Annotated in this window: 22 protein-coding genes; 17 read left to right on the top strand and 5 right to left on the bottom strand. The window is 40.9% G+C overall.

The window, feature by feature from the left end; all coding sequences use genetic code 11:
* Window positions 1-78 precede the first annotated feature (78 nt).
* The 6 genes from L3V31_RS15355 (at window position 79) to L3V31_RS15330 (ending at window position 6,557) form a co-directional block, all read left to right on the top strand.
* Window positions 79-2,769 carry a hypothetical protein gene (locus L3V31_RS15355; RefSeq protein WP_237317112.1) on the top strand — a complete coding sequence of 897 codons (2,691 nt, stop codon included), beginning with the start codon at window positions 79-81 and terminating at the stop codon, window positions 2,767-2,769.
* Window positions 2,762-3,670 carry a hypothetical protein gene (locus tag L3V31_RS15350; RefSeq protein ID WP_237317110.1) on the top strand — a complete coding sequence of 303 codons (909 nt, stop codon included), beginning with the start codon at window positions 2,762-2,764 and terminating at the stop codon, window positions 3,668-3,670. The genes L3V31_RS15355 and L3V31_RS15350 overlap by 8 nt, the downstream gene beginning before the upstream one ends.
* A 1-nt stretch (window position 3,671) precedes the next feature.
* Window positions 3,672-4,247, top strand: a complete 576-nt coding sequence (locus tag L3V31_RS15345; RefSeq protein ID WP_237317108.1) for a hypothetical protein — start codon at window positions 3,672-3,674, stop codon at window positions 4,245-4,247.
* 73 nt (window positions 4,248-4,320) lie between these two features.
* Window positions 4,321-4,641, top strand: a complete 321-nt coding sequence (locus tag L3V31_RS15340) for a hypothetical protein (protein ID WP_237317106.1) — start codon at window positions 4,321-4,323, stop codon at window positions 4,639-4,641.
* A gap of 93 nt (window positions 4,642-4,734) precedes the next feature.
* Complete coding sequence (locus tag L3V31_RS15335) at window positions 4,735-5,991, top strand: radical SAM protein (RefSeq protein WP_237317104.1); 1,257 nt, start codon at window positions 4,735-4,737, stop codon at window positions 5,989-5,991.
* A complete protein-coding gene (locus L3V31_RS15330; protein WP_109173712.1) occupies window positions 5,979-6,557 on the top strand; it encodes a dTMP kinase in 579 nt (192 codons plus the stop codon). The genes L3V31_RS15335 and L3V31_RS15330 overlap by 13 nt, the downstream gene beginning before the upstream one ends.
* On the opposite strand, the gene L3V31_RS15325 is transcribed toward L3V31_RS15330, so the two are convergent.
* On the bottom strand, window positions 6,514-8,919 hold the full coding sequence (locus L3V31_RS15325; protein WP_237317102.1) for a hypothetical protein: 2,406 nt from the start codon (window positions 8,917-8,919) through the stop codon (window positions 6,514-6,516). The genes L3V31_RS15330 and L3V31_RS15325 overlap by 44 nt on opposite strands.
* 1,445 nt (window positions 8,920-10,364) lie before the next feature.
* On the opposite strand from L3V31_RS15325, the gene L3V31_RS15320 reads away from it, so the two are divergent.
* A complete protein-coding gene (locus L3V31_RS15320) occupies window positions 10,365-10,511 on the top strand; it encodes a hypothetical protein (RefSeq protein ID WP_167419350.1) in 147 nt (48 codons plus the stop codon).
* 178 nt (window positions 10,512-10,689) lie between these two features.
* Here the strand turns inward: L3V31_RS15320 and L3V31_RS15315 are convergent, their stop codons facing one another.
* Window positions 10,690-11,190, bottom strand: coding sequence for a hypothetical protein (locus L3V31_RS15315; RefSeq protein ID WP_237317101.1), 501 nt, complete (start codon window positions 11,188-11,190; stop codon window positions 10,690-10,692).
* 570 nt (window positions 11,191-11,760) lie between these two features.
* Window positions 11,761-13,599 carry a restriction endonuclease gene (locus L3V31_RS15310; protein ID WP_017069321.1) on the bottom strand — a complete coding sequence of 613 codons (1,839 nt, stop codon included), beginning with the start codon at window positions 13,597-13,599 and terminating at the stop codon, window positions 11,761-11,763.
* Between the two features lie 466 nt (window positions 13,600-14,065).
* Here L3V31_RS15310 and xseA point away from each other — a divergent pair, with 466 nt between their 5' ends.
* The 10 genes from xseA (at window position 14,066) to L3V31_RS15260 (ending at window position 22,585) form a co-directional block, all read left to right on the top strand.
* On the top strand, window positions 14,066-15,811 hold the full coding sequence (gene xseA / locus L3V31_RS15305) for an exodeoxyribonuclease VII large subunit (protein ID WP_237317099.1): 1,746 nt from the start codon (window positions 14,066-14,068) through the stop codon (window positions 15,809-15,811).
* Window positions 15,795-16,004, top strand: a complete 210-nt coding sequence (gene xseB, locus L3V31_RS15300; protein WP_237317097.1) for an exodeoxyribonuclease VII small subunit — start codon at window positions 15,795-15,797, stop codon at window positions 16,002-16,004. Before xseA ends, xseB begins: the two co-directional genes overlap by 17 nt.
* 279 nt (window positions 16,005-16,283) lie before the next feature.
* The gene (locus tag L3V31_RS15295; RefSeq protein WP_237317095.1) at window positions 16,284-16,571 is read left to right on the top strand and encodes a hypothetical protein; all 288 of its coding nucleotides are present in this window, start codon (window positions 16,284-16,286) and stop codon (window positions 16,569-16,571) included.
* A gap of 147 nt (window positions 16,572-16,718) precedes the next feature.
* Window positions 16,719-17,630, top strand: a complete 912-nt coding sequence (locus L3V31_RS15290) for a hypothetical protein (protein ID WP_237317093.1) — start codon at window positions 16,719-16,721, stop codon at window positions 17,628-17,630.
* 125 nt (window positions 17,631-17,755) lie between these two features.
* Window positions 17,756-18,289 (top strand): hypothetical protein, encoded by a 534-nt coding sequence (locus L3V31_RS15285; RefSeq protein ID WP_237317091.1) that lies wholly within the window; start codon window positions 17,756-17,758, stop codon window positions 18,287-18,289.
* Between the two features lie 13 nt (window positions 18,290-18,302).
* On the top strand, window positions 18,303-18,602 hold the full coding sequence (locus L3V31_RS15280) for a hypothetical protein (RefSeq protein ID WP_167419344.1): 300 nt from the start codon (window positions 18,303-18,305) through the stop codon (window positions 18,600-18,602).
* A gap of 231 nt (window positions 18,603-18,833) precedes the next feature.
* Entirely contained in the window at window positions 18,834-19,568 is a 735-nt protein-coding gene (locus L3V31_RS15275; protein ID WP_029788674.1) for an NYN domain-containing protein, read from the top strand.
* Window positions 19,569-19,824: 256 nt separating this feature from the next.
* Window positions 19,825-20,805 (top strand): hypothetical protein, encoded by a 981-nt coding sequence (locus tag L3V31_RS15270; protein WP_167419342.1) that lies wholly within the window; start codon window positions 19,825-19,827, stop codon window positions 20,803-20,805.
* On the top strand, window positions 20,798-21,910 hold the full coding sequence (locus tag L3V31_RS15265; protein ID WP_237317089.1) for a hypothetical protein: 1,113 nt from the start codon (window positions 20,798-20,800) through the stop codon (window positions 21,908-21,910). The genes L3V31_RS15270 and L3V31_RS15265 overlap by 8 nt, the downstream gene beginning before the upstream one ends.
* A 3-nt stretch (window positions 21,911-21,913) precedes the next feature.
* On the top strand, window positions 21,914-22,585 hold the full coding sequence (locus L3V31_RS15260) for a hypothetical protein (protein WP_143693470.1): 672 nt from the start codon (window positions 21,914-21,916) through the stop codon (window positions 22,583-22,585).
* Between the two features lie 125 nt (window positions 22,586-22,710).
* Here L3V31_RS15260 and L3V31_RS15255 read toward each other — a convergent pair whose 3' ends face one another.
* Together L3V31_RS15255 and umuD are read right to left on the bottom strand one after the other, a co-directional pair.
* Window positions 22,711-23,970 carry a Y-family DNA polymerase gene (locus L3V31_RS15255; RefSeq protein WP_237317087.1) on the bottom strand — a complete coding sequence of 420 codons (1,260 nt, stop codon included), beginning with the start codon at window positions 23,968-23,970 and terminating at the stop codon, window positions 22,711-22,713.
* On the bottom strand, window positions 23,970-24,377 hold the full coding sequence (gene umuD / locus L3V31_RS15250; protein ID WP_237317085.1) for a translesion error-prone DNA polymerase V autoproteolytic subunit: 408 nt from the start codon (window positions 24,375-24,377) through the stop codon (window positions 23,970-23,972). Before umuD ends, L3V31_RS15255 begins: the two co-directional genes overlap by 1 nt.
* Window positions 24,378-24,485: the final 108 nt, after the last annotated feature.

Below are 24,485 nucleotides of genomic sequence, written 5' to 3'. Positions count from 1 at the left end.
ACGGTAAAAAATTGACGATAGTTTTGAGATAATCGTAGACGGTTATTGGCTAGGATTATTATAAAATGGAAATTAAAAATGTATGGAAGTATTGAAGAGATCGCAGCGTTTGAATACTTGGTTAGGCAAGAGGCTGATAAACGAAAACGACTGAAAAATAAGTGGGTTGAACTTAGTGATAAAGCCAAAAAGCTTATAGGCATGAAGGATAAAGCATCGCTTGTAGAGGCCGAAAGCTTGATGCTCAAAGCTCTGAAGTTAACGTCAACAAACCCGTTAGCAAAAGCATCAACTTGCCATGATTTGGGGGTATTGTACTTCTCATATCATGTCGATCTACCTGGCGGAACTTACGGTAATCTGAAGAAAGCAATTCAGTATCTAAATCGTGCGATAGACTCACCTCAACGACAGAAATATCCTGATAAACATGCCTCAAGTCTCTCACAGTTGGCTGCAACCTATCGAAGAGCGTCCCATGAACACCTGTGGCCAGAAAAGGACGTTGACTGCCTTACAAAGGCAAAATCGTTGCACTTTAAAGCGGCAGAGATAGTGAAAAACAGTAACATTCCACGTGCCATAAAAGACGGCCAATTATCTATAATTTACTTCAACCTAGCTAGTGTCCTCTTTGAGCAAGGACGCAGCGAAATGGCGTGTGGATACCAAGCTAAGTCGGCACAACTTTATTTGGCTTATCATGCTCACAATTTGCCCCAGTTCATGGAGGTGATGCCGCCGTTGCAAGCTTTAGGGATTAGTTTTGCAAGGTTGATGCACTTTTCAAATTTCAATGAGTATCGAGAGATCTGCGATCTTATATTGGAAGTTGCTCCTTCATTTAGGCTGGAGCCTTCAGCTTTGATGGGAATTAACCCTGTAGCCGACATATCGAATCCTGAAAACCAAGTCACTTACATGATTGCTAGAGCTATAGAAAAGCCCAATAGAGAAAATCTTAAGTCACTAGTACGAAAACAGTTCGAGTTAATGGATAACCGCCGCTTTTGCCGAACTGACGCAGAAGCAGATTCATTGGCATCTTTGGCACAAAGGGTATGCTCTGGCCTAGCGCGTATACTAGTTAAGGAGAACGATCCGCTAAGTGCCTTAAGATTCCTGGAAAACTGTAGTGCTTTACGTTTCTGTGAGAGTGCAAACAAGTATTGGCAAGTACCAACAAATAAACTTGGGTTTACTTTATGGTATGACTTGCTTCAAATTGGTTCAACTCATTACAACCTAACTGAACTAGCATTAATGCTTGAACATGTGAGTGAATCTGATATTAAACCAGCGATTCAAGAGTGCTACGAAAGGGGAGTAAAGCCATCGATAATTGAGGAATTAACCCAATCTACGGTCTTTTACAACGCACATAAATTTCCTGAAGTTCTATTGAATGCCTTAAATGACAAGGATCCTATTAGATACATCCTTAAGCAAGCAGACTATTGTTTGGAGGATTTTCAGGAAATAGAGCAGTTAATCGACCAACTTGATCCAAAATTTCTTCATCATAGACAGAGTGATTATGGTATTGAGATAGCTCATTTTGAGAAAGCATTACGCGAAAATGATGACTTGACTCTTGTAAGATTAGATATCGAATCAGGGTATAATGATGCGCTGATACTGGTTGCCAAATTATTCAATGGTGAGCTTGTCGTCACAGGGCATTCAGTTGAGGTACCAGAAGGACTGGTTAACCGTATCGCTGAATTTGTTAGAGGAACCTCTGATACGGGTGAGCATTGGTCTCTAGATTTTGTCGATTGGAGAAAAATCCTACCTGATGACTGTAAACGTGTTGGTTTGTTAACCTCATTTTTTGCATCACAGATACCGTGGGCTGCCACGGGCATTAAGGGGGAAGAGTTGTATACATTGGTTGATGAGGTGAACTGGCTTCCAACAGTTCTATACCTTTGTAACCATGTAACGCACTTTAATAAGCGTAGTGGTTCTAAATGTATCAATGGCGGTGAAACACGTTTTCACAATGTAGCGAACAAACACGCTTCAGGTCTTATGACTGATGTACAAAAAGATGACTTTGTTGAAGTGGTTCGTACCAGTGAAGTTATATCCTATTATGGCCATTGTGCACATGAACTTCCTAATAGGCCTTATCTGAAAACGAAACACTTCGACATGAATGACTTAGAACTGGTTAACCAAGTTGCTGGAATGGAGCGCGTTGAATTCTGGGCTTGCCAAAGCGGTAGCAATATCCCCCTGAGTGTCTTCTCTATCCCTGTAAACGAGGCATTTGGTTTTGATATGCGGATGATAGAGTGGGGCGCTGTTAGCTCAATTGGTTCATTGTGGGCTTTACCTGATATTGTTACAGCACATATCAAATCTCACTATGACCAACTTGTGAATAATGGTATTTCACCATCAAAAGCTCTACTTGCAGCTCAAAGCTGGTGGGTTTCACAAGGAGCAAAAGCCGAACTTAACAAAATGAGAGAGTTAGGGTTGTCGCCATACCTCAACACCCTAGGATGTAGTGAATCTCTTGATGGTTTATTGGGGCCAATGAAGACAAAAGAGTCGCGGAATGAAGATGAACTAAAACAAGCTGAGAAATTATTCCTGCATCCTTCCTCTTGGTGTGGTTTAAGGTTCTGTGGAGTTGCAGATCAAATCAACAGAGCTGTTTGTAAAGAACAAGTAGAGCTGACAGCTGATGAAATGAATTCCCTAAAAAATCATTTAGCACAACAACAACTAAAGTCTGGATTTATTAAGTATGCGTGATGCAGATTTGTCGCAAATTAACGATTGGAGCGTAGAAGGTCGAAAACAGTATCTTGAGGAGCACAGAATAACGATTGAGGTGATTTTATCTAATGCTCTAGAAGAGTTTTATGGGCCAAAGCTATCAAGTGTTTTTGGTTGTCAGGATAAAGCGAAAGATAAAATTCTAGATATGTTTGTCTCTGAGAGGCTTGATCAGAAAGAGCTGCTCAAAAGAAACCTTCCTTGTAATTTGGGGCTTTTCAATCAAATCGATTTCTGGTGTAAATACAAAACTGGTATCAGTGTTAAAGGTATTCAACAAATATCGTTAGATTCCAATCTTTTGGATCATGATGGTTTGACAGGCAATGATATTGAGCACGATATTGAAAAGCTCTCGAACTACTTACCTTTGTACAGTCATTCTGTCGCGCCAGACATGGTTGGTTATTGGTTCCTAGCGAACAAAAAATTATTAGATGAGCTGAGCGGCTTTATCAATGTTGGCGCAAATGTTGCTCAAGAGCTAAAGGGGTCACCCGCGAAATTGTCCAAGTACAAAGCTGATGCATCTTTCAGGTATCTTTGCCTTTATCTTAATGTTGAATCAAAAGTTTCTGATTTTCATAAGTATCAGAGGAAGTACTTAACTAGAGGAAAAAATGAACCTCAGTATGTAGCGGATGGAAATGAATCACACATAGAAAAACTTGAAGTTCGTAAATCAGTCGCTCAAGTTATAGGTTATTTTCATCGTGTTAACAACGATGGCACCTCGGCTTTATGCCATAAATTACTCAAATCTGCTGGCAGAAAAAGCTTATTAGACCAATATGAGATTGGTCGTGACTTTGCTCAGTATGAAAAACTAAAGAATCAGCTCTCAGAATTGAAGTCCTCAAGAAAGGAGGAGGTTTGATATGGCGTTAGATAAACTTTCATTGGATGAGATGGTTCAAGGTCGAAACAGCAATACTGATGACTGGAAAGAACTAGTTAAAGATCCAGAGCGTGAACGAGCCTGGACTGAAGCTGTTAGGCGTAGAGAGCATCTTGATCAGTTTTGCTATTTTGCTGCCAAGTGGCCACAGTTTGTGCGCTATTATCAGCAAGCAAAGTGCTTTGTTAAACAGTCTATAAATTCTCCAATAGTATCTCTGATGCGTGATGATGATCTTTTAGGTGATTTAGCTTTATCATTAAATGAGAAGGACGAGGTAAAGGAACCACTTTTGATTACCGTCGAGTGGGGAAATCAGCAGTTAATTGAGATTCAAGGTGAGCAAACAGTATCGTTCAACACCGAATCACAGGTTCAAATACACTATAGATACGAGGACTTAGAAGGCTGGATAACTTCTGATGATAAGTGGGAGTTTTCACCTGATGAAGGAGCTGTAATACTCACATTTATAGATGGTGATGTGATAAATGACGATCTGGCTTCAAGTTTAAATAAAGCAAAATCAGTAGGTTACATTGTTTTGTTGCCTTAGTTGAAATAAAAAAGCGAAAAAAAACAATCTTTCATGCGTATAGACGTACCAATACAAAAGAAGGTGCGTCTATATGCAAAACGTCATATTCAAATCTAAACTCCACGGTAAAAACTTAGCCAGTTCAGCTTCAGACTATGTCTGTCATGTTAATAAAAAGATCTGGCGTGATCTCCCAAACTCGCATCGTCAAAAAACACTAAGTGTCGTAAACTCAATTGCAGACGGTACTCCATTTACAGTGCTTGGCGGAAAAAACATTAAATCTAATCCATCACTGATTCGGTTCAGAATCGGGCGTAGCTTTCGCTTAATCCTATCAAAAGGGAATAACCGACTGACTTTCAAGCTTTGTCGACGACAAGGCTATGAACAACATTTGAAGCATTTTTAATAGTGTTATTAATTGGTTATGAGAGTACGAAGCTTGAACAAGTAAGTTTTACAGCTTTGCGGTTGGTACATAGTTAGGACTATGGGTTTAGTTATGAACAAGAATAAAAAATGCCTGCTAGTTACGTTTGATTACACCCAAAAAGGTAAAAGTGCGACCAGTTTTGCAGCAGGGGTGCTGCTATCCGAGTGCAGGCAACACAAGGACTATGGTAAGAAGTTTACTGCTGAGCACCTGTCAATTGATATGAATAAAAATAAGGCATTTAACCTGTCAGCAGGGGAGATAGCAAACAGAATTAATGTTCAACATAAGCTGGAAGAGATTGATGGGTTAGCGTTAGGTTGTTACGTATGGAACACCGAGCTAATTGAGCCCTTGATCACTCAACTTAAGGATAAAGGCTTTAAGGGAAACATTATTCTTGGGGGATACCAGGTTCATGAGTCGAGCTGTGAAGCACTCTATCCTAGTGGTGATATCTATTTGCCCAGCTATGCAGAAGCCTCTTTGCCAGAAGCGTTTATGCAGGACAAATTGATCCGCAAACTTATTTTAAACAACAAGTTTGAGTTTGCTTCACGTCATTCACCATATTTAAATGGTTCGATTGAGCTTGATGAATACCAGCCAATGGTGCACTGGGAAACGCAACGTGGTTGTTATTATGCGTGTTCATTTTGTGCTCATCGTGATGTAGCAAGCAATAAAGTACATGATTTCTCGATGGAAACAATTAAGAAGGAGCTGGACTTATTCAAAGAGAAAAACGTTCAGCGAATTAATGTTTTAGACCCAATCTTTCGAAAAGGACGCAGATCATACGAGATATTGGAGTACGCAATTGGGATTGGATTAGAAGCAGAACTCGTCTTTCAAGTGCGTTTTGAGGACATCAATGAGCGCTTGTTAGCGTTGTTTTCAAAGCTAAATACTCATCTCGAGTTTGGTTTACAGACTGCAATCAAGTCTGAATCTATCGTCATCAATCGACGCAATAATATTGAGAAAGTATCTTCGGCCATCTCCAAGCTTCAGGACAAGAACATGTCTTTTGAGGTCAGTCTAATTTATGGGTTACCGACGCAAACGCTAGAAAGTTTTTTCGAGAGTGTTAATTTTCTTAAGCGTAGAGGAATTTCAGATGTAAAGGCATTTCCGTTGATGTTGTTAGAAGGCACGCAATTAGCTGCTGATAAAGAGTTATTCGGTATCAAGGAAGGTCATATCGATGACTCGGGGATTCTACATGTCATCGAAAGCGATAGTTTCACAAAAGATGAGTGGAAGGCAATGAGAGAATTAGCCATGAAACTAACAAGCCTAGAGGAGTCTGCATGTTTATCGTAATCGAAGGGCTTGATGGAAGTGGTAAATCTACAGTGTCAAAACATTTAGCAGAAAAGTTAAATGCGAAATTATTAACAACACCAGGAGCGGATTTTAAAGAAATACGCACAAAACTTGATATGTTGTTCGAACATAATACCAAAGCGAGGCAATTGTTCTACATGGCTACAGTGCTCAACGTGGCAGGTGAAGCTCAACGTTTGATAGATTCTGGTCAGCACGTAGTGGTTGACCGCTACTGGTTGTCAACTCAAGTGTATCATCACTGGATGAGCAATGGGCAATGCTACATACTTGATGAGGTCGAAAGTGAACTCCTTGCACCAGATCTGACAGTCTACCTTGATTTGTCTGTTGATGAACGCATTGCAAGAATTAACAATAGAAAACACTGTACTCTCGAAGACAGACAAACACTGACTGAGCAGGCAAATGATGAATTGCGAGGTCTTTATGTTGGTATGTGTGATGGGAAACCCGTAGGGGACTGGCTCATTATCGATGCTTCCAAGAGTGTAGACATTATCGTAGATAACATATTGAGTAGAGTGTGCAAAAACCTGTAACCTGGTGAAAATCGGGCGCATATGTTGCCCGATTTTCCACCCACTGGTGTCTGTTACACAAGGCTATTTTTGTAGGCCAGTGCCCTTGCATCCAACGAAATTGTGACCTTTTTAGGCTCGCCTTTGAAGCCCCCTTTGGCCAGATATACCCTAATGACGTCATCAAGGCCTTGAAGAGTTTGGTTGCTGCCCACTGCGTACAATCTTCTTTATGTTCGTTATCTGGTAGTAAGTGTTTGAATGTCTCCCAATTGTCGAAAATTATTATGGCGATGCCATGAACTTGGGGGCGAGAAAGTACAAGTGTGTCATTATCACCTTGGTAGTCTGGATTTTGTAAAATCCGTGACTTAATGAGTTTCGCGGGTTCAACAAGGCACTTGTTTTGGTTAACCTCTTTGGGGTTCCAAATTTGTTTATATAGTAGCTTGTTCCGAAATGCCTCATCGAAGAGAATGTCCTGCTTGGTGATCTCCTCTAGTTGATAGTCGCGCATAATCTCGAACTTCTTAAGCATTGCCAGTTCTTCAAAACCGATTTGGTTGCTCATTAGTAGCCTTTCAGCCTCGGCTCGTGTAATCAGGCGTGCCGCCAAAATAGCCTTGATTCGTGCTTCGAGATCCTTAACCTTCAGCAGGTTGAATCGAAAAACACCTTCTTCAAGCTGCTCTTTGCTTGATTGCTGTACATTGACATTGAAACCAAGCCGCTTCAGGTTCCACATCATGCTAAGAGGTTGATTCGCGTTGAATAGATTTTTTTTGTCTTCAAACTCTTTACGAAGTGTGTCGCGGTCGGAGTCAGTGTCACAAGGCAGAGTAGGGACATAATTAAAATGGTCATTTTGAGTCAAGTAAAACGTAATATTTTTACTTGCACGGAAACGCCTTGAAAAATTGACCAATTCATCAATCCCCAGCACTAGGTCACTGACTACGTTAACATTGTCTGTATATTCAGCTTCACATGAGTAGCCAGAAGCTAGGCACGGTGACGCCATAATTATGTTGTACTTGGAGCATTCTTCTGAAGGTGATGTCAGAAATCCAGATTGAGCTTCCATGTTCTTATTGCTGCCAGTGAGTACTAAAACCTTTTTCTTTAGTGCAACTTTTTCACAAGCTTGCCCACTCTTATCAGTCAACCCCATGTCGATCATTGTCATGCGCATTGATTTAAGAGAGTCAAAAAGGATGACCTTTTCAGCTTTTAGCTTGTTCGAAGTGTTGCCAAATACGGCAAATTTATTTGCGATAGTGACGTTGATGTTGGCGTATGGGTTTTGCGTCGCGCGGATGATTTGGATGCTTTTACGATGCTTACGCAACCAGCGTAGGGTGGTATCTGTAATATCAGCATCGGCAACAACGACTTTGGGAACCTTCTGGATCGCTAGAGTCAATACGTCAAATACCTCGTCACGCATCGTGTCGTTATGCCCACAGACATTCGTCATAACCTTTTCAAATTCATCAATAATGAGTATGTCGCAGTTCAGGATGACTGAAGCTAGATGATCTTTATAGACACTGTTAACGACAACACCCAGTGACGTTGCGTTTTCGATCTCAAATAATGAGTTATTCTTGTAATTTACTGCTCCAACAGATTTACAAAGCTGCTTTACGAGGGGAATTAGGTACGAGAGATAGACTACCCTCTTGTTTTCAGTGGCTGACCTTATCATTGGCTGCAATGCAAGTTTTGTTTTCCCTGTGCCTGTTTTTCCCAGCAATACTGTTGTATCAAATTGAGTGTCTTCTATGAGGTAGCTGACATTGTCGAACGACTCAACTTCAACTAATCGGTCGAATTCAGTCACTTTCGTAGCATCACTAAGCATCGACTCATAATTGGCTTTTGTTTTGTTTAAGGCGTTGAGCAGCTTTTGGTAACCATTCGAACCCGCATCAAGGTAGTGCGATAGGCAAGATTCGGAAGTTTCGAAATGGAGTGGAATTTTCTGAATCAGATTCCTCGAGATTGAGTCAGCAAGCGTTGTACTTTTGAAAAGTTTGTAGCCTTCGAGCAGTGTTTGAACTGTGCTGAGCCTGTCAAAATGGATTCCAGTTGCTAAATCAAATATTGGCAAACGAGCATTTTCCACGTTCTCCGCTAGTGCCTTTTCTGAAAGTTCAGGGTGCATCTTAGAATCGATTACTATTTCAATGTCTCGAATATTGGCTTGCTTGTAAGAGCTCGCGACCTCAAAAAAATTATTTTTGCCGTACATCGGTGCGACGATTCTTCGGTCAGAACATTCGTAATTAATACCATTGGATATGAGAATAGAGATTTTGTTTTCCTGAAGGTTTTTTATTCCGATGTGTTCGCTATTTGTTGATTTATTTAGAATTTTCATAGTGTAATTTTTTATTGTTATGATTTTTGGGTACACCTTGCCTGATGTCAGATACACGATCACTCAGTAACTGAACGTTAGAACAAGGGATTGGATATTGATTGAACTAGGTCTGCTATGTGAGCAGAACTGTGCCACTCAAGCTGTTGAACCTGCTTGAGGGCATTGCATTGTGTAGAAGCAAGTCACCTTGATGCCAGCCAAACCAAAACTTCGTTTTGAATTGTTCGATATGGCTCTTTAGGCGGTGTATGCACTTAAAGTTCAACCAATTGTTTAGCGTGAACGAACTACGCCTAAAAATGGGGGAGCCTGATTTGGTTGAACTATTGTTCTCGCTTGATAAGACTATTAAAAATGTGTTTTTTGTTGTGTTCCTGAAAAAGATTTTCATGATTATGTATCGTTGATTTGAGCGAATCATACACGCCAGATAATATGGTTTCCATTCGCTACTACTAATAAAATCAATGGATTAGGACATTGTTTTTGGATTCAGTGTGTAATCAATCATTTATCTGATGAATTTTTTGGATTGAGGCTATCAAAGTTAGAACGATACATTTCAGTACTTCACGCGAGGAAATTAGTAGTTTGCAAAGTGCGGTTCGGGATTTAGGAACTGGTAGGTGGGAGGCTGAAAGACATTCAATCAAACTTTCTCCAGACCAAGGATCTGATAGCTGCCCGTGGAACGCTTGAGTTTGAGTGTTTCCTAAATGAGCCACTTTCTCTATTTATATATAAATACAGAAAAGTGGCTAAACCAAAGCTGCGCTTTGAAGGAGTCGAATAGTTCATGAGCGCAGCTCATGGTGTTGCTTCTCTGAAGTTTTTACGGGGTTTATGGCTTTTTAACTTGGGTAAGAAACGGTAAAAATCTTTAGGCTACGGGGGTAGCCTTCACCAAACTTTTTGGAGCAGAGAAATGTCTTTACAGGCAGCACTTCTTGCGTCACAAAGGATTTGAACACGAATCGTCAAGCGCATCTTTGTCCCATTATCTTTTAGTTCAAACTATCAATACATAATTGATAGATACCAGTTGCCCTATTTCTTCTAACAAAGCATACGGTACTCACAAATCTATATGTAGTGGCTAGATGAATTTGGCCACTCAATTAGCGGTATAGCAATATCTAAGACAATCCGTTAAATGCTAATTTAGCGAAAGCTGTATATCATTTTTGTGTAGACCTTTGCTGTGTTCGACCTTTCTTTGGGTATACGGCTTAAACTTTGATACTGCTGAGATGAATTGATACTCTGAAAACTCAGATATCTTGTTTAAGGTCAAAGCGGTGCCATATTGCAAAACTGCCATAGTCGTTAATCAGCAAATGAATACTAGAGAAGTACTAGATCAATTTGCTCGAACAAAATTCAAAACGGGTTGCGCTGTTCAATGTGAGTGGAATCATGCCCAATTTGTGATAGACAATGGTATGAATAACGTTCGTGCAGTCGTTGATACAGAGAAGGGGCTCATTACGCTGTGTTGCCGTTATTCTCATTACATCGATATCGGAGAGGAGTTGCTCAAACAGTTTGCCGACGAGCAAGGTTTTTCAACTAAAAGGTTGGAATGCTAGCTTGCACGAAAGTACTTCGTTATTACTCTTTCATATCGTCTTCTAACTCCAAAGCAACTTACGATTCTTGCTCACCGTTTTTGGTGCTCGGTGTTGGTGGTATTACCCTAAATTGAGTCAGCCTAAAACCGACTGACTCTTGTTCGTGAATATGTCACAGGTGAATACAAAGTACTTATCAAATTGAGTAGTTAGCACCAAGCCGATTGATTACTTCGACATGTCCACCAAACTTCCTAATACTTAAAGCGTCAACGGCGATTCCGCTGGCTACCTGGAGTAGGTCTAGGTTCTTACCCTGCCTACTATAATCATCCAATAATTGCTTCTTTAGACTTAAATCGAACTCAAATCGATCCCTAGGCTCGCCAAAGCAATTTTCATCAAGAATAACAAGATATTGGGAATAACAGCTAAATTGAGACGAGTAAAGCTCGAGCAGCTCGTGAACTCTATCAGCGTCTTCGGGGAGAAAAATATATTTATTGTTTTTGACATCAAAGTCAGTGATTGCTAGTGCATTCAACAACTTAATTAACAGTATGTAACAGACGACTTTAGGAGCTTTGATATAGGCTTGTCCATAGGCAGGTAACCTATCGGTGATGTAAACGTTAGATTTTGAGTTAATGGTTAAATGAGCAATTTTTGTTACTTCACTGATGTCAAACTTGATCATACTTACCGTACTCCTGTGCTTGTTATCTTAGGTTGATTTCTATATTTGAACTTCTTTCAGACACGACTGCGCCACCGCTGTTAAGCAGTGTTGAATAAATGTCTGAGTTTGATAGCTGAGTGGTTCATCATGTCTCCAATTTGCCAATAAAAATACAGTTCACACTTACTCGACGAATCGAGCATTTAGTTATTAGTATTTTTATTAACAGTCGGATACACGAATCACTGGAAAGGTATATCTGAACACCAAAGCGTAATCTTTGGATGGGATTAATTTAGTCAGTAAGATTTCATCGACAAGACATAATGAGCAAAAAATCCATAAATGTGATCTAGATCTCCAAGTTGCGGGTAATAATTCTAAAGCTGTTCAAGCCACTATCAATTTGATAAAGAGGGGGCCACTTTCTCCATTTATATATAAATATCAAAAAGTGGCTAAACCAAAGCTGCGCTTTGAAGGGAGTCGACTTCTTCATGAGCACAGCTCATGGGAGCTTAGAGACATAGTTGGCAGGAAAAATAGTGTCAGCAAATGACAGGCTAAGGTGCTAGCCTGTCATCCATATTAGATTGACTTTGATATGAGTTCAGCTTTCAGTAATCCACCCTTGGTGAGTAACTTTGGTGAGAAGTTTGGATTTCTGCGCTGTTTGTATGCCGTGAGTATTTTTTGCAGACCGCTGGCTTCCAGAAGAGATATATTTACCTCGGTATCCATGTCTGCCGCATCGATAAAGTCTTTAGAGAACTCTGGTGCAACGATCAGTACCTGAGCAACTCGATGGCCATTTTGTTCGCAGCGCTTTGCGTAAGCTTTTACTTGTCTTGACGTTGTAGAGTACTTAGCATATTGACCATTTTTAAATGACTTAGCCTCGCCAATGATGACGTCATCGTTATCTAGAGATATGATGATGTCTGCTTTATCCTTGGCGGTGTTTATGTCCTTTCGTAAGTCCTCGTCAACATTCATTCCAAGCTGCTCTAGAATTGAACGAGTAATTTCTTCGAATTTCACACCAATATCAGACTCTTTTATATCTATGCCTGCTCCATGTAAACCTTTCAGGTCGCGTGTCGCGAGCAGATTGTAGTTTTCAATTAATCGGTCATTGGCACTGGCAAAAGATTCTATGATCTGACTGCGAGGGTTCCCTCTCCTAGACAGCCCCATATCATTTCTGATGGTCTTAATTTCATCGTTTGTATAAAGATACAAAATATCGAGTGGGGTAATACTTAGTGCTTTCAGCCTTTCTGGGTCGAGAGTTTCTTTGTTTTCTATTTCAAAGTCTGTTCGAATGCGTTCTTCAACATTAAGATCTGAGCTTGATAGTGACTCCAGAAGTTCTTTAAAGCCACTGACACTTAGGGCATTAAACTCATCTTCTTCAGAATTTTTAAGATGTTCGATCAAAACATCTATGCGGTCATGAAGTCGAGTGCCAATTCTGGGTATGTCGAGATCCATTTCATCAATCAGTTGCTTGATTCGTTCTTTTCTCTGATTTTGTGTTGCGTTGTCTGAATGAATGTCATTGAGCAGAATATTTCTGATTGAAAGTCCTGAGTGAGCGATGGTGGTGATTTTTTCTTTTCGGTCAACACCTCTAGTTTTGCAGCCATGATTTTTTAAGATGCTAGAGAGTTCCGCATCAGATAAAGAGCGAAGAATTCTAAGTACATATTTGTCGTGAATTTCTTTACCTAGCACCTCATGTAGGATATCTACAACCTCGTCAGCGACCATGACCTCTGAACGTCGGCGATTGATCATGATAATGCCGTTTTCCCTTAGATATTCGAGGGCGTCATCTATGCCAAGCTGTGGTATTGGATCGATTGAGTGTTCAATGGCATTAACCTCTTCTCTAGACAGACCTAGTCGTTGTGCAAGAACATTGAGTATGCTTCGCTCGTCTTCAGAAATCTTGGCTGTCCTATTTGATTTGAGGTCGTTCTCGAAGGCGGTTTTCATGCAATTGCGATAGATATCGAGTCGGTTTAGTCTATCAAAATCACCGAACTCATTGGTGGTAAGCTCTGTTAGAAGTTCCTGGCTCAATGTATCTATCTCTGCATATTCTTTGGCATAAAGACTCTCAATCCACGGTATGGTAGAGATACAGTTCCCATCCCTAGCTAAGATATTTATCAGTAGTGATGCCTGAGGGCCACCCGTCGCTACTTGTTCTACTACATGCTTTTTGAAGTGCTTTCTGACTAGATTGAATAGCTCTTTGATCTCATTGCCAGAGGCCGCTTTAAGCTGACCATCTATTTTATCCAATTGCTTGACCAACTCGGTGTCACTCTTGTTGTCTTGGCATAGCTTGTCTATGCAGTTGATGAACTTTGAGCGTTCAAATTGATTTGTATGATTTAAAACTTGGGTTAGTTTCATAGCGCGTCCTGCATTTAAACAAAATAAATTGCTTTGAATGTTAACGGTATATACGGCTGAGATGTGATTTTTGAGGTAAGAGTGATGATTATGTCACTGGTTTTATATTGATTGTATTTGGAAGTTTGAAGTCAGTCTTACTGAATAGGCCACTTTCGCCATTTATATATAAATATCCAAAAGTGGCTAAACCAAAGCTGCGCTTTGAAGAGAGTCGATTGGTTCATGAACGCAGTTCATGGGGTACTTCTTAGTAATTCTTAGCGAGTTTAAGAATTCTTAATACCAGTAAGAAACACGATACGATATGGTGATTATGATCACAGATTTTTTGGTAGATAGAAAAAATCTGTACAAATCACTACTCAAATTGAAATTTATTTCTATGTTTCAATACCACCAAGGCCGCGGTGTTAATGAGACATTTACGGTCTTATCTTAGTTATTCTTTCTTGAGGATATAGTCATGTTGATAAGCCAGGATCAACAAATAGGTTTGCGAAGCCTCAGTGAGTTACTTGATCATGTCGCTGACGTCATTCGTCAAGGTGTTCCTGGTCGGCATTGGGTGACTGCTGACGTTACCAGCGTGAATCGAAATCGCTCTGGTAATGTGTATTTGCAGTTAGCAGATAACGGTGATGAAGGGTCGGAGTCGCAAGCGCGAGCGGTTGTTTGGTCAAATAGAATCTCTATCATTGATGCGTTTGAAAAGAGTACTCAAATGACATTTGCAGAAGGTTTGAGCATTCTTTGTTTAGTAGAAGTTCAGTTTCATACTACGTATGGACTCAACTTAACTATCGTAGATATTAATCCCAGCTATACGATTGGGGCATTTGAGCTAAAACTACAGATGATCCGCAATTGGCTGGTCGATAAGAGCGAAGCAGAGTTAAATCAACGCTTGAGAACACCAACGGAGTTTACAAAGGTGGCCGTGATTGCACCGCGAAATGCCGCTGGCTTAAATGACTTTCGAAGTGTCGCACACTTGCTTGAGCAGCACGAGTTATGTCAGTTCGATTATTTCTACGCATCATTCCAAGGTAACGCGAGGATACGCGCTATTGAGATGGCGTTTACTGAATTAGTTCAAAATGAACATGCCTATGATGCAGTGTGCGTGATTCGAGGGGGAGGTGACAAAGCAGGGCTTAACGAACTTAGTGAAGCAAAGCTTGCTCGGTTGGTTTGCCGTTGTCCATACCCTGTTTTCACTGGTATCGGGCACAGCACGGACTCTGTCATCCTTGATGAATTTGCTAATCAATCCTTTGCGACGCCGACTAAGGTCATTGATCACATCAAACTCACCATAATTCAAAACGCGCAGTCTGTTAGCGCGAATTACTCTAAGCTGCATAACTCAGCGCAATCGCTGTGTAATCATCAGCGACAGTCTATTGCGCAGCAAAGTGAACGTATAGAGAAAGGAAGAAGCAACGCTTTAGCCTGTTGGCGTAATCACGTTGAACAGTTCGGTCATCGTTTGTTCGAGCGAGCCCAAAACCGAGTGAGAGAAAATGGAGACTTGGTTAATCGGCAGTTCCAATACCTTAGTTCCAACGCAAACCAGAAATTTAATTCATCACGTATTCTGCTTAATCGCCTTCATGAGAAAGTGTTTCATCAGGCAAACAAGGAACTATTTAGTGCCAAGTCTGCCGCCTTTGCGGAGCAGCAGATTATGAAACAATCGAGTGCAGCGATAGTGATGTTGACGAAGCAAAATGTTTTAGAGGATTACAGAGACTTAAAACAGTTATCTAAGCATCAGATACATAATCATAAACGAGATACGCGTCAACGTTGGCACAGCTTGAGTCAGTCTTCTAAAACCGCGATACAAATTGCCAGTCATCAGGCGGTTTCTGCCTCAAATACATTGGTAATGTATGCGCGTATGCATGTGCAAAGCCAACAGAGTCAGATTCAGCAAGACAAAGATACCCTCTTTGTGAACGCGAAGAGGAGCTTGGCTACTCACCAAGAATTAATCCGAAATGGCAAGCGATTAATTGAGGCCTATGACCCTAAAAGGGTTTTAGAGCGTGGCTATGCGATGGTGTGTGATGATGCAGGCCACGTAATTAAAAGCACTAAACAACTTCAAAATAATCAACAGTATACAGTCCTATTGCATGATGGCAGTACGACGGTAACCAACCATTCGTTTCAGAAGGATCCGCAACATGAACCAACAAACTAGCAGTTACATGGATAATTACTCAAAGCTAAAATCAGCAGCAGAGGAGCTGTCTCAACAAAACGTTCCAGATGTTGATCGCATCATTCCACTGGTAAAACAAGGAACACAAGCGTATCAGCACTGCATGAACCGTATTCAAGAGGTGGAAAAAATGCTGCATGAGATAGAACAGCAGGCAAGTCGAGAAGAGTGACACTCTCTATGTATTAGTGGCTTGTGGTGCTTTGGAAATGACTGCAAGCTTCTGATTAAATTCATTATTTCCGATGAGTTTTATCCCCTCCCTCCGTTTCGAACAAGTCATTTCCTTTTACCAACAAGCTTACTCACTAAAAGCCCTACACGACGAGACCATAAATTAGTCCCGTATTTTTTACGGCATCTGTTGATATCCCGTAAAAAATACGGCATCATATATTCATACCTTGAGTACTTTGGGTTTACTCAATTGGATTACGAAAGAGTAGCTTTTATGAAAAAAGACGAACAATTAGAAGAGCGTTTATCTGACTTTGTTGCTTTTTGCAATGTATACGGCCTAACGAAATCAAAGCGTTATGCGGGAAAAAATATGATCACACTTGATTATGATCAGGCAATGAAGGTGTTTCCTGTTAAACGCTCTGCATTAGAGAAATTTTGGACGGGCAAAAACACGATTCCAGATTACTTTGTAACGATTATGAAATTGCATACAGGGCAAATTGAACCGTTCCATAGCGTTTTTTCTGAGTCCAGTATTTGCTTAACTATTAATTGATCGGAGTTACTAGATATTGGTTTCACAATCTATCTGAGCTGGTTGAAGCCAAACTGATTCGCTAATAATCGAATTTCCATAGATTAATAACTGTTCATTTTTGTGAGCGGTAGGGATTCGTTCACCCCAAAAATAAAAGGAAACTAAATGAATTTAAGGCCAACTAATCACCTAAATACCATATCTAAACGTTACCCAGGTATCTGGAAGAACGTAGATCTCTTCAGGAAGAGCAAAGGAAAAGATTTGGGTGATTGGCCAGAGTGGTGTTTCCTTCCAATGGCGGCGAGCTACGCTATAGCAAGTAATGGTGGTGGCATTTCTTTAAGTGCTGCATCTGATATATCTACGATATCAGCGCTTACTGCGTGGAGATATACACAGGGAATCTATTGTTTCGACTCGGATGTATACGCAGAAATCGTTAAAACAACAGTGGATAAAGATATTCCTGTGGATGTGCTTTATAGACTCCCTGAATGGGGCGTTTATATTGAATTACTAGATGTTGATGGATGCTATGGCTTTTTTGCACATTTAGAGTTTGATATGACAACAAAACGTTCGGAGCTCCGATTACTTATTGATTCTGAAGATATGTTAATACCCATCATACTTCACCTCGGAGACTGGGGAGTGGCTGAGGCCATCGACAGAGCTGTTGAAGTTGCGTACAGCCGACTTTCTTTATTGGAGGCGTTTATGGCCGACTCCGTTGAGTGGCAGAGAGGGATTGCTCAAAAGTGTTTAAGCCTCTTACTTTACCTCTGTTCTGAAAAACCAGATATAGAACGTGTTGAAGGTAACTTGCCAACAAATCCAACCCCAAAAAAGTTAAAAAAAGACACAAATTTTTTGCTCCCAACAAACCTAAGATTTGGAACGTTGGGAAAAAGATTGCAAATCTTGTTGCACAAACTCCCTCTGAGAGTCAGAGCGGAACTCATGCGAGTCCCAAAGCCCATATTCGACGAGCTCATTGGCATGGTTATTGGTCAGGGCCGAGAAATAGTATTGAACGTAAATTTATCTACAAATGGATCCCGACGATGGTTGTGAATTCCAAATAATTCAAGACGTCACCGCAATCAAATACCCATCTAAATTATTGGAAGCTTGCTGCTCCTATGTAGTGCGGCTGGCTTCTTTATACCACCAACAATTGAAAATAAAGGTAATCTACAATGAATGAAGCAGTAATGTTGAAGGTAGGTCAACGTTATCCAATGCAAATCCAAGCTCATAGAGAAGGTGCTACAGCAGAGCTGATGCGACCATTTGGTCATAGGCTGATAATTGCTATGCCTGACATCTCTCAATATGAAGAGGACATCTTACGTCGTGGTGAGTTGCATTGCGGTCTCCTTGAAAAGGATGGTGCTATTTTGTTGCTTTGGCAATTCCTAGATGGCAAGACAAAGGTAACGACATTTGATAGCCCGTTTGACGCGAGGTTGATTCCTGACATTGTTATGGGGGAACTGAATACTCCAGAATCGAGATATTGGATTGATATCCATATTGTTGACTCTTCTAATAATGTAGTGAGGGGATTGCGCTCTATAACAATGCCAGCAGGGTTTTCGCGAGAGTTGATGAATGCTGTTAAAAAACAACTAGGAAGCCATTCAAATGGTGAAGCCCAAATGAGCCGATGGATGCAGAAGGCTCCACATAAATTAGCGAAAAAGACTCTGATGTGGAAAATGGGAAAGTAACGGATTGCTCTCGATGATAACTCTAAAGAATACAAAAACTAACCAGACTCTAAAGATCTTTGAAGCAAAAGTACTAACCGACTTAGGCGGTATGGCAAAAGGAATGACTGAATCTGGATTTGAAGATGCAGTTAGCCTAGGAATGAAGCACTTCGTCTCGATGGTTGATGGAATTTTGGAAGAAGGACTATTACTTGCCAGCGTTAGTCCGATCAGTGATAAAGAGCTCATTGAATATATGACTTCGAGCGGAGATGGTTGGGAGCGCCATGAGGTCGACAACATCTTACAGTTTCCCAGCCGACGATTTTAAGAACGACTCTAGCCGCTGAACTTCTATAGGCCACTTTCTCTATTTATATATAAAAGAGTAAAAGTGGCTTTTTCCTTAGCCAAAGCTGCGCTTTGAACAAGTCGACTAATTCATGGGCGTAAGCCCATGGGATTTTAGTACTTTCAATTTTTATTTAATCTCATAAGCATACAGTGGCATTTGACTGATGGCTTGGATACTATGTCTTTGTATTGAAGAAGGAAATGGTACATGGGAAGTCGTAAAATTGCCGTTCTGATTGATTCAGAGAACACGCCACATTCTAAATTGAGCTCTATCATCGAAGAGCTCTCAAGCTACGGACAAATCATCGTCAAGCGTGCATACGGTGACTTTTCGACTGAGCAACTCAAAAACTGGAAACAACCCCTCAATGAGCTTGCTATTCAAGCGAAGCAGCAATTTGCATACACAACAGGCAAAAACTCCACTGACGCGCTAATGATTATTGATGCTATGGATCTCCTTTACAGCCAACGGTTCGATGCTTTTGCGCTTATCTCAAGTGATAGTGATTTCACTAGCCTTGCAACAAGGCTGAGGGAGTCTGAAATGTTTGTGATAGGTGTTGGTAAGGCAATGACTCCAGCTTCGTTTAAAAATGCCTGTGATGATTTTGTCGCCATTGAAAACCTCAACGGAGATAAGCCACAGGAAGAGTCCCCGCAACCTCCTCAACAATCTACTCAAATCAATGGGGTAGAGAAAGAAATTTGGCAACTAATGCATCGCGCATGGCAAAACTATCGTGATGAATCTGGCTGGGCCAAACTAGGTGAAGTAGGGCAGTACCTTAAACGCTTAAAGCCTGACTTTGACCCGCGCAATTATGGTCTCAAGAAATTGTCTGACTTTTTCGACAAGTTCCCTAACCGTTACTCCACTCGTCAATCAAAGCAATCTGGATTGGAATTTAGGCTCGTGACCAAAGGCAGTAAGCAGTGAGAGCTACGTGATCGTGCTCACGGGAACTGTAGCTCGTAAGTGGACAAAATCAGTTTCGGAGAATTGAACATTCGCAATAAATGAATAACTACAGGTATTGTAAATCACTGAACCTGCTGTCCAGAGCTGCTAATGCAGTTCAGTGTTGATATTTTGCGCAAAGTCAATTGTTGCAAACTTAAGAATGAATTAATATCGCATTATAAAACTTGTTTAGTACGCATCGTGTCGCGGTGCCTGTGTGGGAATATGAGTAATGGCAGAAACTGGGAACATAGAGAAGCTAGCAAAATTAGTTTCCAAGGACATATTTAAGTGGTTCAAATGGGAAACTTGTTTGCCAAAGGATGAGAACTGGGAATGTGTGACAGATCATCATGGCAAAACTACTCACCCGTCAGATGTTGTGTTTTATTATGATGACCCATACTCGGGTAATACTAAATATTTAAACACTGACCTTAAGAGTTACAAGGCTGGGACTATTAATACCAGCTCTGTCTCAAAAGCTCTTAAATCACTTGCAATGTCAGTTGAATGCGCAAACATCAGTGAAAGTTGGCAAAGTACATTTCTTCTCGACGATGTGGGTTTTGGGAGTGTTGCAGGATTATTGTTCATCTACAACCATGACGACAAATACGACTACGACTTTTCTGATTTGATGGGAAGAGTGGATTATCGGGAAATCCCACTTTTGGAAGACAAAGAAATTGTTGTAATGGGGCCACACTTAATTAAGCGTCTTTGTGACGTCGTAAGTGATATGCAAAAGCTGAAGGCTGATGATAGTTTCCCTAGTCCTAAAGATTTCACTTTCTTTTACCCTGATTTGATTCGTGCTCGTCGTTGTGGCGACGAATGGGATAAGCCTGCTACGGTTGAAGCACTAACATCACCTTGGTTAATTATCAAGCATCGAGCGGGGGATGACTTTGATAGTGGTTTTGTCATCTATTACCACCAGTCAGGGGAAACGGTTGATGAGTTTATTTATCTTATCGACGCTATGTCGCATTATCAGATGCTCAGCAGTGATTATACGATACGAGTTCGGTTTACTGATGCAACTAAGCATGCCTCAGTCAATTTTGACAAAGCAAAACGTGAGTATCTAAAAATGTGGGGTAATGACGATGCCCGTGAGAAGCAGATGGCGGCTATTGAAGCTGAAACTATCACTAAGTTCACAACTTGCTTTAATCCAATGGAAATAGGAATGCGAGAAGATGTCTAAACTCAAAACTGGCCCGTCTATCTATATCCCTACTGATAAGAACATATTTGACGCTTTACAGCACAAGAAAGTAACTCACAGTGAGCTAGTTTTATTCCTAAGAGGAAGAGGTATTTTAGTCTCCAGCAGCACTTCTAAAGATGCGCTAATTGAAAAAATTAGCTCTTTGACCCTTAGCTATTCTGATTTCAACTGGATTGGTAAGCTACTAGAAAATCCAAACAGGAAAGACAAAACAACGCATTCCAAACTTAAAGGAGAAATTGAGGACTCACAAATCCAAGCTGCTTGTTCAACAGTAAAAGCGAATTTGACCGCAATTGGTGATGATTCTGTAAAGGTTACTAAAAGTGGTGATACAACTACGCTAACAGTTAGTTATGTTGACCATGACTTCACAAAAACAGAGATGCGTCAGCGCACACTTAAGACTTGCGAAATAAAGCTTGAGAAAGGTAAAGACGGAGTTGTGATGAAACTTCCATCAACAAAAAAAGCTAAAGAAGTTTCTGAGACACTTAAAAAAGCTGTTCAAGCACAAGTAATAAAAGCCACGGGTAATGAGCTAGAAGAGTTTTCCATTTCGTTACAATCTATCACTGATGCTGAATGTAGAAGTGAATTTTTTGATAGCTTAATTCGCAATGTTCCTGGCTTTGAGTTTGATAATGTTTCTAGCGTGGATGTTTATCATTTGGAACAGGAAGAGAAAGACGAGCTTGATGAGGATGATACTGTTGAAGCAAGATTAGCTTCCTATATCAATAAAGCAGCGCTGGCAGGAGAAGGAGTGTTAGATTCAACAGAATTTAAGCAGCTTCATAAACGAGGCTTTTATATTTACAAAATTATCTGGACAGCAATAGATAGTGCTCATGAAGGGCCTAAGGTGGAATTTGAAGCTCGTTTTGGTCGACCTGATTTATGCACGGAATTTATGTACACCGTTAGAGGACTATATCCGTACAACTCTAGAACTGTCGAGTACAACGTCACCAGAAAAGCTGCGACTCCTTATGAAAATGAGAAGTACAACGTCAGTCTGAGAGATGCATCAGAGAAGGCTTTGGCTAAAACCATTGAAGCGTATGACAAGAAGGTGTAGATAATGATTAAAGCAAAATGGCTATACTCTGAACTTCCTTTAACTCTTATCGAGTTGTCAAGATTGATGAAGGAACAACAATATTCAGAAGAAACTGGTTTGGGCTTTTTGCTTTCTGTATCTACTCCGTCAAAGCTTTCAGGTAAATACGTTGAGAAGCAAGTCCAACGAAGTGTGGTTGAAGATCCATTTGGCGAGGTTACTGAGGTTGAATCAGTAAGCTATTACACATGTCAGTTTAACTGGTCTTCGAGCTCTAAATATATGTACATCACTAATCCTCCTCGCTCGTTAAGGAAGTTTTTAAACAAACTACACGACATGACTGGTTTGGGGTTAGTGCTATCTGAAGTTAACGTGGCCCCCGAGCGTTGGGTTGGTTACTTGGAGCGCTCGGCTGATTCTTTGAAAGTTACTCAATTATCCTCATATGGCATCCGTGTTTCTCAGGGTGCTTCTGCGAAAATTACAGTGAATGGTATAAAAGACATTAGAGATGATTTTAGTACTATCATTTCAGATAAGCGATATTTGGTTGATAGCGTGAAATTTAAGGCTGAGTTTGGCAGTTTAGAGTTATTGTGTGAGTTGACTAGGCTAGGTGTTTGTCGCTTAAAGTCTGCCAATGTTAACTTTGTGCTCGACAAGCTTAGAGAGGCTTTAGAGGGGGTGTAACTCTCCCTGTTTTAGTGGCACTTCTTTCTAGTTGCTAGCACGTAGCTAACCACTCCGTGCTAGCTACGATAGTTAATAAGCACCTGCAAAGTCTTCATAACCCCATAGCATTAACCATGACTTTGCTACTCGCACTTGATAACTGGCAAGTCTTGCCATTTAGTTGTGTAGTGGGGCGTTAACATCTCACGCCGCATGCCCCATTTCTGCGCTATTCCTTGTGCTCCCAGAAATAAGGTGTCAGAACCATAACGTTGGTTCAACGAATCATAAACAGACATGAGTTTTGGGTCGTTGGGCATGGGGTTAAATAGATCTGACTGCTCGTTCTTCCCATCAGTTAAATCCAACAATCCGACGCCAATTTTGTAAAAGCGAACATCTTCACAAAATAGTTCTTCTGCGAGTAAAGTGGCAGCTTTGGTGATCTGTGTGACATCTGAAGTAGGGTAGGCAAACCTATGTATCGCTCTACGCGTTACAGCCTTCTCATCGAAGGGGGAGCTATTGGCGAAGCATAACATCACTTTACACAGACTGTTTTGCTGACGCGCCTTTGAAGAGGCTATATTCGCATGCTTTGCCAAAGCCTGGCGTAATGATTCTAAGTCGGTAATACGCTGACCTGCGCTTCTCGTAGAATAGATTTGTTTTTTGTCTGCCCTTGATTGATCCCAAACTTTACATGGTTGGCCATTGAGTTCACGGATAGTGCGTACGATTTCGACGTTAAACTCTTTACGAGCTAATGCTGGTGGATAGTCAGCGAGTTCTAAAGCTGTATTGATGCCCATAAACTTCAAACGAGCTTGTATTTTTTTACCTATGCCCCAGATGTCACCTGCACCGAGCTTCGACAGTATGGTTCTGCGCTCTTGCTCGCTATCGAGAACACAGACTCCGTTATACCCTTGTATTTTTTTAGCGGCATGGTTAGCGATTTTTGCAAGTGTAAGAGTTGGGCCAAAGCCAACACAAACGGGTAAGCGACATTCTCGCCATACAGCTCGTCTCAGCTTCATTCCATGCGTTTTAAAACATGGAATGGCAGGGTAACAACGTTCGAATGATAGGAAAGATTCATCGATACTGTAGATGTGTTGTTCTGGAGCGAATCGACCAATTACTTGCATCATTTTGGACGATAGGTCGGCGTACAGTTCGTAATTGGATGATAATACAATTACTCCTTTCTGCTCACAAAGTGCTTTAACTTGAAAGAATGGTTTGAACTTTTCAATGCCCGCTTCTTTGGCTTGTCGATTTGCAGCCACTACGCACCCGTCGTTGTTGGAAAGAACAACTACGGGCTTACCTCGCCAGTCGGGACGGAAGACTTGCTCAGCACTACAATAAAATGAGTTCGCATCGACTAAGGCATACATTATTTTGTTCTCAGCAGGTGACTTGGTCTGTGACAACGTATCGAACGGATGACCACACCTTCTAGCGAGAAGGAGTCACATTCGGTAATCAGGGTTGGTTGATATTTATTGTTTGCTGACAGTAGCATCTTGCGATGGATATCAATCTGCTTACATATGAATTCACCATTAAGATTCGCGACAATAACGTCGTTATGTTTCACATCCACATGTCGATCAACGATCAGCAAATCTTGGTCAAATATACCTAGCCCTTGCATGGAATCACCACATGCTCTCCCGATGAAAGTTGCACTGGGGTGCTCGACTAAAAGCTCATCGAGATCTAGAGATAGTTGACTGTACTCGGTAGCTGGCGACTCAAATCCAGTGATGCCAGCTTGTGCGCTGATTGGGATAACTTGCATAAATAATACTGTATAAATAGACAGTATTATTTTGGTGTCAAAAAGCCAGTTTGGCAAGTAGGTGTGAACTGTTTGCCCACTATCTAAGCAAATTTAATTTGGCGATTT

Origin of the sequence: Vibrio sp. J1-1, from assembly GCF_021728395.1 — a bacterium.
Taxonomy (GTDB): domain Bacteria; phylum Pseudomonadota; class Gammaproteobacteria; order Enterobacterales; family Vibrionaceae; genus Vibrio.
Note: the sequence above shows the minus strand (reverse complement) of the source record. Positions and strands in the feature narration are given on the sequence as shown.

Excerpts from the sequence above, each read along its gene's own strand:
- L3V31_RS15345 (WP_237317108.1), top strand. The coding sequence starts at position 3,672 with ATGGCGTTAGATAAACTTTCATTGGATGAGATGGTTCAAGGTCGAAAC.
- L3V31_RS15330 (WP_109173712.1), top strand. The coding sequence starts at position 5,979 with ATGTTTATCGTAATCGAAGGGCTTGATGGAAGTGGTAAATCTACAGTG.
- xseA (WP_237317099.1), top strand. The coding sequence starts at position 14,066 with ATGTTGATAAGCCAGGATCAACAAATAGGTTTGCGAAGCCTCAGTGAG.
- L3V31_RS15275 (WP_029788674.1), top strand. The coding sequence starts at position 18,834 with ATGGGAAGTCGTAAAATTGCCGTTCTGATTGATTCAGAGAACACGCCA.
- L3V31_RS15270 (WP_167419342.1), top strand. The coding sequence starts at position 19,825 with ATGGCAGAAACTGGGAACATAGAGAAGCTAGCAAAATTAGTTTCCAAG.
- L3V31_RS15290 (WP_237317093.1), top strand. The coding sequence starts at position 16,719 with ATGAATTTAAGGCCAACTAATCACCTAAATACCATATCTAAACGTTAC.
- L3V31_RS15260 (WP_143693470.1), top strand. The coding sequence starts at position 21,914 with ATGATTAAAGCAAAATGGCTATACTCTGAACTTCCTTTAACTCTTATC.
- L3V31_RS15310 (WP_017069321.1), bottom strand. The coding sequence starts at position 13,599 with ATGAAACTAACCCAAGTTTTAAATCATACAAATCAATTTGAACGCTCA.
- L3V31_RS15335 (WP_237317104.1), top strand. The coding sequence starts at position 4,735 with ATGAACAAGAATAAAAAATGCCTGCTAGTTACGTTTGATTACACCCAA.
- L3V31_RS15285 (WP_237317091.1), top strand. The coding sequence starts at position 17,756 with ATGAATGAAGCAGTAATGTTGAAGGTAGGTCAACGTTATCCAATGCAA.
- L3V31_RS15355 (WP_237317112.1), top strand. The coding sequence starts at position 79 with ATGTATGGAAGTATTGAAGAGATCGCAGCGTTTGAATACTTGGTTAGG.
- umuD (WP_237317085.1), bottom strand. The coding sequence starts at position 24,377 with ATGCAAGTTATCCCAATCAGCGCACAAGCTGGCATCACTGGATTTGAG.
- L3V31_RS15315 (WP_237317101.1), bottom strand. The coding sequence starts at position 11,190 with ATGATCAAGTTTGACATCAGTGAAGTAACAAAAATTGCTCATTTAACC.
- L3V31_RS15350 (WP_237317110.1), top strand. The coding sequence starts at position 2,762 with ATGCGTGATGCAGATTTGTCGCAAATTAACGATTGGAGCGTAGAAGGT.
- L3V31_RS15320 (WP_167419350.1), top strand. The coding sequence starts at position 10,365 with ATGAATAACGTTCGTGCAGTCGTTGATACAGAGAAGGGGCTCATTACG.
- L3V31_RS15325 (WP_237317102.1), bottom strand. The coding sequence starts at position 8,919 with ATGAAAATTCTAAATAAATCAACAAATAGCGAACACATCGGAATAAAA.
- xseB (WP_237317097.1), top strand. The coding sequence starts at position 15,795 with ATGAACCAACAAACTAGCAGTTACATGGATAATTACTCAAAGCTAAAA.
- L3V31_RS15255 (WP_237317087.1), bottom strand. The coding sequence starts at position 23,970 with ATGTATGCCTTAGTCGATGCGAACTCATTTTATTGTAGTGCTGAGCAA.
- L3V31_RS15280 (WP_167419344.1), top strand. The coding sequence starts at position 18,303 with ATGATAACTCTAAAGAATACAAAAACTAACCAGACTCTAAAGATCTTT.
- L3V31_RS15340 (WP_237317106.1), top strand. The coding sequence starts at position 4,321 with ATGCAAAACGTCATATTCAAATCTAAACTCCACGGTAAAAACTTAGCC.
- L3V31_RS15295 (WP_237317095.1), top strand. The coding sequence starts at position 16,284 with ATGAAAAAAGACGAACAATTAGAAGAGCGTTTATCTGACTTTGTTGCT.
- L3V31_RS15265 (WP_237317089.1), top strand. The coding sequence starts at position 20,798 with ATGTCTAAACTCAAAACTGGCCCGTCTATCTATATCCCTACTGATAAG.